The organism is Jeotgalibaca arthritidis (assembly GCF_011100465.1).
GTDB lineage: Bacteria > Bacillota > Bacilli > Lactobacillales > Aerococcaceae > Jeotgalibaca > Jeotgalibaca arthritidis.
In genome coordinates this window covers 721539-734089 of the sequence record NZ_CP049740.1, presented here as the reverse complement: position 1 = coordinate 734089, position 12551 = coordinate 721539, and the positions used below count along the sequence as shown (strand labels likewise).

The window sequence follows — 12551 nt, the reverse complement described above, 5'->3', positions numbered from 1 at the left end:
GGTTCATTTAATCATTTCAAAATTATTTCAGATCACATAATCGCTATTAGAAAGGATGTTAATTATTGAAAATTTTGAGGAACATAAAATAAAAATAGAACAAATGTACTCTCATTTAAAAGATGAGGCTATTATAGAAGGTTTAGCAAGAATAGATATAATAAACGGTGAAAGAGAAGTCCATATTCTTGATTTTCAAAATAGAGATGAAATAATGAAAGTCTCAGATGAGATAGGAAAAATACGTAATGATTACCAAAAAATAAATACAATGTTTGATTTAGTGCTAGGTGATACCTCAGATATTTTGAAATATAAAAGTAATATTGAAAAAAATAATAAAACTTCAAATGAGAACACATTAAATACGCTTATAATACATTTATTATCAAGCGGCAGGTTATTTATTGATACGCTAGAAATTCTTATGAAGAGTAAGTATGATAAGAAAAGCATTGAATATTCTAATTTTAAAAATGTATTATCTAACAAATATGATGAAAAATTTGTTTATAGATTCTTTTATTATTTAAGAAACTTTACACAACATGTTGGTTTTCCTGTCACAACCATATCAAGTGAAATCATAATGAACCCTGAAACCAACCAAGAAAACACTAAAATAACGGCTTATCTAAATATTGATTATCTATTAAGTTCCAATTATGACTGGAAAAAAATAGTAAGAGATGATTTATTAAACTTTCAGAATAAACAAGAGGATTTAGAAATGTTTGAACTAATTAAAGAGTACTATCAAATAATGGCTGAAGTAATGTATGAAATAAAAAAACAATTTTTAGATCTTAACCATAAATATTTACTTTCTTTGATAAAAAAGTGGAACCTACTAGGGTTAAAAAGTAACAAATACGCAATCAGTAAAATTTTAAAATATGATTTGATACACAACCCTTCTAATATCACTTTGTCCCCAATTAATAGTAGATATGATATTGAAATGATATACATTGACCTGTCAAAAATTGGATTGGTTAACATTACGAATTGATTATTCCTAAAGGTTTTTTACAGAGAACAGAAAATAATTTTCCAAATAATTATCTGCTTGATTTATTCCTTTAAATTATTTAGTAGGTGTGTACAATTAGTCATTTGATATAAAATCCATATTAAGATGTATGACAGTTCTAAAAAAACTATAGGATAATCTGACAATAGGCTCAATGATTTTAAAAGATTGTCACAATTGTATCCAATAGCAATGAGTGAATCTTATCATAAATAAATGAGGTTTCTTAAGCTATACTCCCTTTAACCGCAGGCTTAATGGAGACTTTCTGGTTACGAGGCCCATTCAATTATCCAGACAATAAACAAAAGATATGCATATATAAAATGACCCCAAAAGTTAGATCTAAAAAAAACTAACTTTTGGGGTCACTCTAAAAACTCCTACCCCTCCTCTTTTTCATTCGCCAACATCAACCCTAACAATGATTCATAAATTGGTTCGGAATGGAATAGTTCAGCGACAAGGTAAGCAACAAAGGTGACCATTGCAAGGGGTAATAGATAACGAATCGATCCCCCTGTCATTTCAAGGATGAGAAAAATACCAGTCAGTGGGGCACGAACGATTGCAGCAAAATGAGCAGCCATTGCGATGACCGTAAAAACTAATAAGGTGTTCTGATCGATTAATCCACCCATTGATAAACTTGTTCCCACGATGTTGCCGGCAAGTGAGCCTAGTGCTAACAAGGGGAAGAATATACCGCCTGGCAAACCAGATGAAAAAGCCACTACTAATAAGAATAGTTTAATCAAGTAAACAGATAGTAGAGAGGCGAGAGCTATATTTTCATGGAATGGCATTAATATATAATGATCTCCTGAGCCTAATAGACTAGGATCCCATAATAAAAAGAGTGCTGTGACAACAAAAGGGAAGCTGCATTTTATAACAACAGGGACATGCCATCGTGCATACACTCTCTTTCCCCACAGGATAACCCGATTAAATAGAACGCCTGATAAACCAATGACCATTCCTAATATAATTAAAAAAGGATAGTCTCTTACTGGTAACTCTAATGAAATAGGAATAGTAAGGGTAAAGGTGTTATCTAATAAGATAATTGATACGAGGGTGGACGTAATGATAATTAAGGAACTGGCTAAAAACCCTCTCCGCGAGGTTCGTTTCAAAAGTTCTTCTAATGCAAATATAATCCCTGAAATGGGTGAGTTAAATGCGGCAGCCATCCCCGCACTAGCGGCGCCTACAATCAAATAACGTTGGTTCTGACTATTTAAATGACTTTTTTCGGCAATACCTTGTCCAATTGCTGCGCCAATCTGAACCGATGGACCTTCTCGGCCAACAGTCAGACCGCTCCCAATCGTTAGAATGCCACCCATTAACTTATGAATCAAGACAGAGAACCAGGAGAAGTCTAACTGCCCACTTAATTTACCAGCTACTTGGGGAATACCTGAACCGCCAATCATCGGTTCTTTTTTGACGTTCCACGATACAACGACACCAATCGTTGCGAAAATAAAAATAAACAATAGTGAGTGAAGGAGACTTTGTTGTCCAAACTGCAATAACTTTCCTACCATCCCCATCAAAAAGGGAATAGCCAACCGAAAGCCACTCACCACAACACCAACTAAAAGCCCTGTCACCAGACTAACAAACCCTAGTTTAAAATCTAAACGTTTCTCTTCCATGACATCATCCTCCATTTAACTATTTTACGCCTGTTTTTGGAAAATGAAAAGAAGAGGGAAAAAGACGCTTGCTTAAGCAATTATTGTTATAGTAACCAAAAGAATGGCATTATCCAATCGTACCCATTTTACGAATAGATTGCTGACAAGTTATTAGGTTTATATGATAAAAGAGATGAGCTATTTGAAATTAGCTGCGAGCTCTCAGAAGAAAGATTTATGACCTATCTCCATTCAGCAGGCTGCCGAAAGCTGTTCTCGTGTGTGCAATGATTCCTTCAGACAGGGAAGTGTCGCCGTGATAGATGACGGTATAGCTTTTCATCATAAAAACATCTAATGCTACTACAAACATTATTTTCTCCTCTCGTTCTCGTTTGGTTTGAAGGCCCCTCACTGATTCATTCCGATTCTCATTTCCTTTACACGGACTCGTGCTCCCACATACTCAAACCTGATTCTGAAATGACAGTGAAGGAGCCACGTTTTTGTTTCAGACTCTTAGTGCTCGGGGCTATGGTCATACTTCCTTTCACCACTACAATATCCCCAAAAAAAGAAAATAGTAGACAGTGCTTCCCGTCGGAGTTTCTGCCTACTAAACTTAGTATGTTTTTAATGTTTAAATAGTTATACCTCTTTCGAGCTTAAATAAAAGCCTTTTTGTGCTTTGACATTGAAGCTGACCAGTTTATTTGTTGTGGGATGGATGAATGAAATACTAGATGCGTGTAATCCCAAACGTTTCAATGGATTTGAACGCGCGCTATATTTTTTGTCGCCAGCAACAGGGTGACCAATAGATTCCATATGAACACGGATTTGATTTTTGCGACCTGTCTCTAATTGGACTTCTAATAAGGAATAATTTTTATTGCCTTGGATTTTTTTGTAGTGAGTGACAGCGTGTTTTCCGCCATTGTCGTAATTGTGAGAGTGAACTTTCATAGACTTAGTATTTTCTGTTAGCCAAGATGAAATTTTTCCAGAGTTATCCGTTTCTCCTTCAACTAAGGCAGTATAAGTCCGTTCTTTAACCATTTCGTGCCAGTTTTCTTGCAGTTTTGTTTTGGCTGCTTCTGTTTTAGCATAAATCATAACGCCGGAGGTATCTCGGTCTAGTCTGTGAACAACAAAAATACGGTTAGCTTTATTGCTTTCTTTCACATAAGCAGAAAGCTGGCGGTAGGCAGTTGCTTCGGAAGGATCTTTTCCAGAAACAGAGAGGATACCTTCGTCTTTTCGAATAACGATAAGGTCATCGTCCTCATGTAAAATAGAAATGCCGTGAAGTACAGTTTTATTCATGGCTACTTGATTGCTTAAAACGCTGACGACTTGCCCAGGTTTAAGGGGGTGGTTGTGCTGAGTGATGGTTTTTCCATCAACAGAAACTTGACCACGTGTCAAAATGGCTTTGATTGCGTTACGGCCACCTTTTAAGTTCTCAAGTAGGAAGGGCAGTAATTGTGCGTCTTCTTTAATCGGGTAGTTGGTTACTCCTGTAGCTGCGGGTGCTTGTTTTTTATGATTAGGTTTATGGTACTTTTGTTGTTTTTTTATAGTAATCGCTCCTCGAAATGCTTGTTGTTTGTAGTATAGCAGAAAAAAAGGCGAAAATTTGGTATAATCAACAAGAATACGATGAGAAATGAGGGACAAAATGAATCATAACGACCGATTAGTGCGTTTGCGCTACGCCCTAGATATTAAAGATAACGATATGGTGACAATCTTTAAGTTGGGCGGCATGGAAAAAACCAAAGAAGACATCAAAGCCATGCTAACAAAACTAGCTCAAGAAGATGAAGAAACTAATTCAGAAAACGTCTATGAGTTAATGTGTGACGACGAAAGCTTTGAGCGCTTTTTAAATGGCTTGATCACGTCGCAACGTGGTGTACAAAAGCCTAAAGAAGGCCAAGTCGCTCAAGAACCAAAATTAGAGTTAACAAGAGGCAATGCCAATAACCTATTATTGAAAAAGGTTAAAATCGCTTTGTCACTAACAAGTGACGATTTGCTGGATATTTTAGACGAAGCTGGCGTATCAATTTCAAATAGTGAGTTAAGCGCAGTTCTACGTAAAGAAGGTCACCGTAACTACAAGCCTTGTGGCGACCGCTACGCTAGAAATTTTTTGAAGGGATTAGCCCTTCGTTACCGATCATAAAAGGAGCTTATTAAAAATGGAAACAATGAATTGTCCGAAATGTCAGTCAGAATATACTTATCAGGATGGTGCATTATGGGTGTGCCCAGAATGCGCACACGAATGGGTGCCAGGAGCAGAACTAGCGCAGGATGACGCAGTCAAGGATGTAAATGGAAACATCTTGGTTGATGGTGATGATGTTGTTGTCGTTAAAGATTTGAAAGTAAAAGGTAGTAAACAAGCCATTAAGCAAGGAACAAAAGTGAAGAGTATTCGCTTAGTCGAAGATTCGGGCGACGGCCACAATATTGATTGTAAGATTGATGGCTTTGGTGCCATGAAATTAAAATCAGAGTTCGTTAAAAAGAGCTAAAGAAGAAGGACGAATAGAATGTATCTAACGATTCAAGAAACAGCCGACTATCTAGACTTGCCTATCAGTGAGATTCATCGCTTGATTCGTGAAAAACAAATTCGGGTACTTCGTCTCGAAGATGAGATTATGATTTATCGTGAGCAGTTTAATTTATTCTTAACAGAACGAGAAAAAGAAAAGGCCGCTCTAGAAGACTATCTCAACACACCTGTGCCTGAAGATATTGATATTAAAGATGAAGATTAAAATAGTCTCCTTTATGAATTTTAATATTACCGAAACCAACAAAAGTTTTGGTTGTAAATGTTTGTTTTGAAAGCATTTTTTGATTAGAAAACGATGACAATCGAATTTGACAGACAAATGTTAAATGGCTATAGTAGACCTACTGAAAAGATATCAGGTAAGGGAGCTAGACACATGAGCCAAATAGAAATAAAAGTAAATCCAACAGTTAAAGACATCATTTTATCTAAAGAAAGCGACATGATCGCCTTTCGTCGTTACTTACATGCACACCCTGAATTGTCGATGGAAGAGTTTGAAACGACAAAACTGATCGCAGCAAAACTAGATGAATTTGGCATTCCTTATCGTTTAACGAAACCAACCGGTGTTATTGCAGAAATCAAAGGGGCAGGTCCTGGTAAAACAATTCTACTGAGAGCAGACATGGATGCCTTATCTGTTCAACAAATGAATGATGTTTCCTACAAATCAAGTGTTGAAGGGAAAATGCACGCTTGCGGACATGATACGCACATTTCTATGCTGATGAGTGCAGCTTATGCCTTGAATGAAGTGAAGGATCAATTTAACGGAACAGTTCGCTTAGTGTTCCAACCGGCAGAAGAGATTGCGCAAGGCGCTAAGCTGATGGTCGAACAAGGGGCTGTTGAAGGTGTTGATAATGCCTTTGGTATCCACATTTGGTCAGTGGGCAAGTCAGGTACTGTTTCGTGTCCAGCGGGTCCGTCTTTCGCGGCAGCTGATATTGTAAAAATTAGTTTTAAAGGAAAGGGCGGCCATGCGGCGCAACCTAACTTAACGATTGATGCAGCGATTATGGCATCTCAATTTGTTGTGAATGCGCAATCGATTGTTTCTCGCGTGATTGATCCCTTACATCCAGCCGTTGTAACGCTTGGTAAAATGGAAGTAGGAACACGTTTTAATGTTATTGCCGAGAATGCAACTATTGAGGGAACGGTTCGAACGTTTGATCCAGCAACGCGCGATACGGTAGAAGAAGCTTTGAAACACTATGCCAATGAAATCGCGAAGATGTACGGTGGGGAGGCTGAAGTGGTCTACGATCGCATGACCGAACCTGTTAATAATGAGGAAAAAACAGCGAATTTAGTTCAACAAATCGCTGCTCAAGCCTTTGGGGAAGAAGCGATTGATAACTGCCCACCAACCATGGGAGCAGAGGACTTTGGTTGTTATATGACACAAATTCCAGGTGCTTTTGCGACAGTTGGTAGTGCTAGCGATGACGACGCAACACAATGGCCGCATCATTCTGGAAACTTTAACGTAGACGAAAATGCTCTGAAAGTTGGGGCAGAGTTATATGCGCAATACGCATTAGCTTACCTAGGTCAAAACGAATTTTAAATCAAAAAAAACCAGCTTGAATGATGTCCAAGCTGGTTTTATGCATCTGTTAATAGGCGATTAATATGAATGGTTAAGAAGGTTACTTCATCATCGACAATATCAAAGTGGAAGTCTTGATGAATGTAACTTTTAATCCCTAATGCAATTTGATATTCTTTTTCAAATTGTTGACGTATGGTCTCGTTCAGCATAGCGTTACTGCCAGTATTTTCTTTGTGGGCAATAATACGCTGTGCTAAAGCTAAGAGATGGCGTAAAAAGCGCTCGTAAGCCCAAGAGCCTTCATTGATTAAAATGCCACTTTTTATTTCGATAATGCGTAGGCAATTGGTTAATAGACTAGTGATTTCGTCAGTATGGGACATATTGCCGTCTAACTGTGCATTGATTAAATGCATGGTAATATGAGCGGCCTCATCTTCGGGCATATCCATGTTGAGTTCATCTCTAATGATGGTTAAGGCATACAGTCCAACTTCAAACTCTTTAGGAAACATCTTTTTAATCCAGACTTTAAAATCATTGGTTAATGGAATCCCGCTCTTCACTCGCTCAACCGCAAAGTCAATATGATCGGTTAGTGTCAAAATTAAGTTCTTATTTAGTTGCTTATCGAGATAACGATGGGCATAATCAACGACTTTTGAACTAATGGCAATGGAAGAGAGTTCCACTTCCAAGAAGAGTTTCTTCATTTTAGTTGAAGAGGTGACAGTATCCATGCGGAATATTTTTTCGATTTTACTTTCGTCAACAAGATCGCCAGTTTTTAACTGCCAACCTAATCCCTTACCCATAACAATGATTTCGTGTCCATCCTTGTCAGTGGTGCTAATTAAATTATTGTTTAGAATCTTATTCGCAATCATCTTACGAATCTCCTATCTTAAATACGGTGATATCGGTAACTTTTATAAAACAGTATGAAGATAGTACCATGTTGCTCAGAAAGTCGCAAGTTTGCTGTTTTGAAATTTTATTTTAAAAGGGCTTGCATTATCTAAGTGGGCTGTGATAGAATCGTAACTAATTGCAAAGAGGGCTTGTTACGTTTAGTCGGCAATACCCAAATCAACCTATACTTGGATGGCAGTGGTGTATCCATTTTTAGGCTGGTTTGGGTATTTTTGCGTTTAGGGGAGGCTAAACCAACTGTCTTTGTCTGCAATGGGAAACAAAATAGGGGTGGAATAGATGAAAGACCAAATTTTTGGTGTGTTACAAAGAGTTGGACGCTCTTTTATGTTACCGATTGCCATTTTACCGGTAGCAGGGTTATTTTTAGGGATAGGTGGATCCTTTACTAACCCAACAACACTAGAGACATATGGACTAACTTCTGCGATGGGGGAAGGAACGTTCATACATAATATTTTACTTGTTATGAATGCGGCTGGTAGTGTCGTATTTGATAACTTGCCATTAATTTTCGCAATCGGTTGTGCGATTGGGATGGCCAAATCTGAGAAAGCTACAGCTGCATTGTCGGCTGCTATTGCCTTCTTAGTGATGCATTCTTCAATTGGCGCAATGATCCAAGTTCAGGGTGGGGCTGAACAATACTTGGACGGATCGATTGCAACTGTTTTAGGAATCGAATCACTTCAAATGGGTGTATTCGGTGGTATGATTGTTGGTTTAGGTGTAGCGGCGCTTCATAACCGTTTCTACAAAATCCAATTACCAACTGCTTTATCTTTCTTTGAAGGAACACGCTTTGTTCCAATCGTATCGTCAATTGTTTTCTTAGTTGTCGGTATTTTAATGAGTTATGTGTGGCCGCCAATTCAAGGTGGTATTTACGCAGTCGGTGAATTAGTACAAGGTTCAGGTTACGCTGGAACTTGGTTATACGGATTCATGGAACGTTTATTGATTCCATTTGGTTTACACCACGTATTCTACTTGCCATTCTGGCAAACAGCTGTTGGTGGAACAATGGAAGTGGGCGGACAATTAGTTGAAGGTGCGCAAAACATCTTCTTCGCACAATTATCTGATCCGTCAACAACTGTATTCAGTGTTGAAGCAACTCGCTTTATGACTGGGAAATTCCCATTGATGATTTTTGGTTTACCAGGTGCTGCTTTGGCAATGTACCGTACAGCTAAACCAGAAAATCGTAAAGTTGTTGGTGGTTTATTACTATCAGCTGCTCTAACATCAATGTTAACAGGAATTACAGAGCCGCTAGAATTTACATTCTTATTTGTGGCAATGCCGTTATATGCGATTCACTGTATCTTAGCTGGTGGAGCTTACATGTTGATGCATTTCTTCAGCGTAGGTGTGGGGATGACCTTCTCTGGTGGATTTATCGACTTGTTCCTTTACGGTATTTTACAAGGTAACGCAAAAACAAACTGGATTTGGGTAGTCCTAGTTGGTATTGTTTACTTCGCAATTTACTACTTACTATTTACATTCTTAATTAAGAAATTTAATTACAAAACGCCAGGTCGCGACGACAGTGCAGAGGAAATTAAACTGTACACACGTGCTGACATGAACGCTAAAAAAGACGGTTCAGCTGCAACAGAATCAGTTATTGAAAACGAAACAGATGCTTTATCAGCTTCTATTATTTATGGACTAGGTGGTAAAGATAACATCGTTGACGTGGATAGCTGTGCAACACGCTTGAGAACAACAATCGCAAACAGTGATTTAGTAGATGTAGAGCTATTGAAATCAACTGGTGCAGCTGGTGTTGTTCAAAAGGGTACTGGGGTTCAAGTTGTTTACGGACCAAAAGTTTCAAACATTAAATCAAACCTAGAAGAATTTATTGAAAGTGGTAAAGCAGCAAAATTACCTTCAAAAGAAGACTTTTACGGTCAAGCTGCTGTTGAAGAAACAGTAGTAGTTGCAGAAGATGTTATTGAAACGGAAGAAACAGCAGCAAAAGACTTAGCAGTTATTGGTACTATTCAATCACCAATGGCAGGAAATCTTATTCCGCTAAGCGAAGTACCAGATGCAGCCTTTTCAAGTGGCGCAATTGGTAACGGGTTTGGAATCGATCCAACTGACGGAAAAGTAACATCACCAATCACTGGTACAGTGATGATGGTCTTCGAAACAAAACATGCCATTGGTCTTGTTTCAGAAGAAGGCGTAGAAGTGATGATTCACGTTGGTTTGGACTCTGTAAGTATGAAGGGCGAAGGCTTTACTGCTCACGTGGCAGCGGGAGATACAGTAAAAGCTGGAGACTTACTACTTGATGTTGATTTGGACGCTGTCAGAGCGGCAGGCCATCCAGCAGTCACACCAGTTGTGATTACCAATACCGCTCAATACAAAGCAATTGAAGTGCTAAAATACGGTGAAGTTTCTCATAACGAAGAAGTCTTAACTGTTAAGTAAGCCAAGAAAACACCTCGGAAGCCCTCAGCTTCCGAGGTGTTTTTTACCTTGTAGCAGGGTTAGTGTTATCAGGAGAAAGGTTTTGATTAACATCTGACTGCATCAAGTCAACTCATCTAATCAAAACAAAAAGCTTGGGCGGCTGCCCAAGCTTTTCTTATATACTAGGGGATTATAAGTTCAGCCATCAATGTCTAACTCCCAAGTCCTGGCCTAGTGAAAAAAAGATAAATTTGCCCCATTGCGCGCTTCGCTGCTCGCTAACGCATATCATTCGACTAACCCGCTGAAGCGCGAAGTCTCCTGACAATTCAGGGTCAAATTTCCTATTTTTTCATAGGCCAAGGCGGACTTGTCCGCTTTTCTAATATACATTCTTATTCTGCGTCAGTTTCTTCAGCTGGTGCTAAGCCGAGCTCGCGTTTCATACGAGTTAACTCATCTTCTACAGCTGCAGATGTTTGGCTAGCATATTTTTCTTCTAGCTCTTTCGCTTTATCAATTGGTTCTGAGTTTAATTCGGACATAGAATTTGCTTCGTCTAATAAACGGTTTGCTTTGTCTTCCATACGTTGGAATGAACCCATAGCGCTTTGAGATTTCGATACGCTTTGTGTCACGTCATTCAATTTTTCTTGTGTCTTAGCAACAGACATCTTACCTTTAATCATCGCGCGACGTTGTCTTAATTTTTCAATGTCTTCAGCTAATTTGTCATGCATTTGACGCATCTTAACAGCATTTTCATGCGCTGATGCGTAAGCTGTTGCTAGACCAGCACCAACATTTTCAATCTCTTGCTTTTTAGAAAGGAAAACACGTGCATCATCTTCGTTACCAGCTTCTAGTGCTTTTTTAGCTAGCTCTTCGTACTTTTTCACTTCAGCTTCATTTTGATCGACTTCGCGTTTAGCACGTTTTTCTTCTGCCATAATGCCAGCAGTACTTTGTTTCACTTCAGCTAAATCGTCCATCATGTCACGCAAGTATTGATCGATCATCTTTTCAGGATTTTCCATGCGGTCGATAACGGCATTGATGTTGGCACTTAAAATATCTGTAAAACGGTTTAGAATTGACATAATTTATTTCCTCCTTTTAATGGGTTATTGCTTGTCATCACTGTATTTTTTAGCTAGGTCATCCGCTTCTGATGAGCCTCCAAACGTGCTAAGTGGCTTGTTTAAAATATCTTCGGTGCGCTTAGCTTCAATAGCTTGCTGTTCCTTACGCTTCTTCCACCAATAGAATAGAAGAAAGGCAATCGCAGCAGCGCCAGCAATCATAAAGACAGGAATCCATGGCGAGGTCGTCACGGTCATAATCCTATCAGCTGCATCCCTAAAGGCTTTGCTAAAGAACTGCGCATCAGTTAAATTACTTTCATAGTAATAGCGATCAATGTAGTCCAGCAAAATATCAGCTGCTTCCGTATCAATCACTTGCTTGGCTTGCGTTCCGGTGACATATTGAGTGATGTAGTTATTTGGCGTGCCTTCGTAGAAGACTAATAGCAAATGAGCTTCATCCGTAAATAAATCATCGTAAAGCGTTGCCGCAAAAGCTTCAACATCAGCTATGGTCGCTGACGACGAGCCGTTAATGGACTCGGTAATGTAAACATGTGGCTGTACGCCTGTTTCTTGATAGAAATAACGTAAGCCATCTATCAGCTCTGTTTGACTCTCAATCCAACCCGCTTCATCTGTGAAGTAGTCTGTCTCGTTCACGGAACCGGCTGGTAATGGTTCACGCTCAATCGTCGAACGCGTGATGGACGATGACGAACCACTACTGCTGCTGCCACCACTAGACATCAACGGAATTAACAGAAAGAAAATAAAGCCAAGAATGAGTAGTGTGCTCATCGCTGTTCCACAACCCGTGCCACAACCGCCACCACCAGATGGACCACCATAATAAGGTCCACGTCTTCTACGGTAACCACCACCAGTGTTTACAAAAATAGGACCGGTTCGCGGTCGATTATAAGAACTGCCACCGCCCCAAGAACCGCCTCCACGACCTCCTCCGAATGAACCGCCACCGCGGCCACCAGAACTACTTCGGCCACCGGATCCTCGTGAACCGCCGAAGGATCCACCACCGCCACGGCCTCCTCCAAACGAGCCGCCACCGCGGCCACCACCTCTTGCCATAGACACCCCTCTTTTCTTCTTTTACGCTCTTATTCCATCGGATAAAAAAATAGTACTTTATATAATTTCAATATAGCATAAGCAAGTTTTATAGGCAATTTACAACCCTTTTTTTGACTAAAAATCCATCTAAAGTCTGATTTTTATGCTAAGTTACTTGCGTTTCCTT

The 12551-nt window shown here is 39.2% G+C and carries 12 protein-coding genes; 6 read left to right on the top strand and 6 right to left on the bottom strand.

The features are described from left to right. Positions 1-55: 55 nt before the first annotated feature. Positions 56-1012: a ribosome-binding factor A gene (locus G7057_RS03680; RefSeq protein ID WP_166161441.1), complete on the top strand. Its 957-nt coding sequence runs from the start codon at positions 56-58 to the stop codon at positions 1010-1012. A gap of 404 nt (positions 1013-1416) precedes the next feature. Here the strand turns inward: G7057_RS03680 and G7057_RS03675 are convergent, their stop codons facing one another. The 3 genes from G7057_RS03675 to G7057_RS03665 form a co-directional block, all read right to left on the bottom strand. Continuing rightward, entirely contained in the window at positions 1417-2700 is a 1284-nt protein-coding gene (locus G7057_RS03675) for a ClC family H(+)/Cl(-) exchange transporter (protein WP_166161439.1), read from the bottom strand. Positions 2701-2917: 217 nt separating this feature from the next. Then, positions 2918-3055, bottom strand: a complete 138-nt coding sequence (locus G7057_RS03670) for a hypothetical protein (RefSeq protein WP_166161437.1) — start codon at positions 3053-3055, stop codon at positions 2918-2920. Between the two features lie 275 nt (positions 3056-3330). Beyond that, a complete protein-coding gene (locus G7057_RS03665) occupies positions 3331-4362 on the bottom strand; it encodes an RluA family pseudouridine synthase (protein WP_227004645.1) in 1032 nt (343 codons plus the stop codon). Between the two features lies 1 nt (position 4363). On the opposite strand from G7057_RS03665, the gene G7057_RS03660 reads away from it, so the two are divergent. The 4 genes from G7057_RS03660 to G7057_RS03645 all read left to right on the top strand — a co-directional run bounded on the left by G7057_RS03660 (position 4364) and on the right by G7057_RS03645 (position 6851). Further along, a complete protein-coding gene (locus G7057_RS03660) occupies positions 4364-4873 on the top strand; it encodes a YehS family protein (RefSeq protein WP_076768380.1) in 510 nt (169 codons plus the stop codon). 16 nt (positions 4874-4889) lie between these two features. Next, positions 4890-5228, top strand: coding sequence for a zinc ribbon domain-containing protein YjdM (locus G7057_RS03655; protein WP_166161435.1), 339 nt, complete (start codon positions 4890-4892; stop codon positions 5226-5228). An 18-nt stretch (positions 5229-5246) separates the two neighbouring features. Next, positions 5247-5477: a helix-turn-helix domain-containing protein gene (locus G7057_RS03650; RefSeq protein WP_166161433.1), complete on the top strand. Its 231-nt coding sequence runs from the start codon at positions 5247-5249 to the stop codon at positions 5475-5477. Between the two features lie 174 nt (positions 5478-5651). Then, entirely contained in the window at positions 5652-6851 is a 1200-nt protein-coding gene (locus G7057_RS03645) for an amidohydrolase (protein WP_166161431.1), read from the top strand. 38 nt (positions 6852-6889) lie between these two features. Here G7057_RS03645 and G7057_RS03640 read toward each other — a convergent pair whose 3' ends face one another. After that, complete coding sequence (locus tag G7057_RS03640; protein WP_166161429.1) at positions 6890-7723, bottom strand: PRD domain-containing protein; 834 nt, start codon at positions 7721-7723, stop codon at positions 6890-6892. Between the two features lie 325 nt (positions 7724-8048). Between G7057_RS03640 and G7057_RS03635 the strand changes: the two genes are divergently transcribed. Beyond that, positions 8049-10223 (top strand): PTS transporter subunit IIABC, encoded by a 2175-nt coding sequence (locus G7057_RS03635; RefSeq protein ID WP_166161427.1) that lies wholly within the window; start codon positions 8049-8051, stop codon positions 10221-10223. Positions 10224-10600: 377 nt separating this feature from the next. Here the strand turns inward: G7057_RS03635 and G7057_RS03630 are convergent, their stop codons facing one another. Further along, entirely contained in the window at positions 10601-11305 is a 705-nt protein-coding gene (locus tag G7057_RS03630) for a PspA/IM30 family protein (protein WP_076768386.1), read from the bottom strand. 24 nt (positions 11306-11329) lie between these two features. After that, positions 11330-12382, bottom strand: coding sequence for a TPM domain-containing protein (locus tag G7057_RS03625; protein ID WP_227004644.1), 1053 nt, complete (start codon positions 12380-12382; stop codon positions 11330-11332). Positions 12383-12551: the final 169 nt, after the last annotated feature.

Excerpts from the sequence above, each read along its gene's own strand:
- G7057_RS03645 (WP_166161431.1), top strand. The coding sequence starts at position 5,652 with ATGAGCCAAATAGAAATAAAAGTAAATCCAACAGTTAAAGACATCATT.
- G7057_RS03635 (WP_166161427.1), top strand. The coding sequence starts at position 8,049 with ATGAAAGACCAAATTTTTGGTGTGTTACAAAGAGTTGGACGCTCTTTT.
- G7057_RS03650 (WP_166161433.1), top strand. The coding sequence starts at position 5,247 with ATGTATCTAACGATTCAAGAAACAGCCGACTATCTAGACTTGCCTATC.
- G7057_RS03680 (WP_166161441.1), top strand. The coding sequence starts at position 56 with ATGTTAATTATTGAAAATTTTGAGGAACATAAAATAAAAATAGAACAA.
- G7057_RS03670 (WP_166161437.1), bottom strand. The coding sequence starts at position 3,055 with ATGTTTGTAGTAGCATTAGATGTTTTTATGATGAAAAGCTATACCGTC.
- G7057_RS03640 (WP_166161429.1), bottom strand. The coding sequence starts at position 7,723 with ATGATTGCGAATAAGATTCTAAACAATAATTTAATTAGCACCACTGAC.
- G7057_RS03660 (WP_076768380.1), top strand. The coding sequence starts at position 4,364 with ATGAATCATAACGACCGATTAGTGCGTTTGCGCTACGCCCTAGATATT.
- G7057_RS03655 (WP_166161435.1), top strand. The coding sequence starts at position 4,890 with ATGGAAACAATGAATTGTCCGAAATGTCAGTCAGAATATACTTATCAG.
- G7057_RS03625 (WP_227004644.1), bottom strand. The coding sequence starts at position 12,382 with ATGGCAAGAGGTGGTGGCCGCGGTGGCGGCTCGTTTGGAGGAGGCCGT.
- G7057_RS03675 (WP_166161439.1), bottom strand. The coding sequence starts at position 2,700 with ATGGAAGAGAAACGTTTAGATTTTAAACTAGGGTTTGTTAGTCTGGTG.
- G7057_RS03630 (WP_076768386.1), bottom strand. The coding sequence starts at position 11,305 with ATGTCAATTCTAAACCGTTTTACAGATATTTTAAGTGCCAACATCAAT.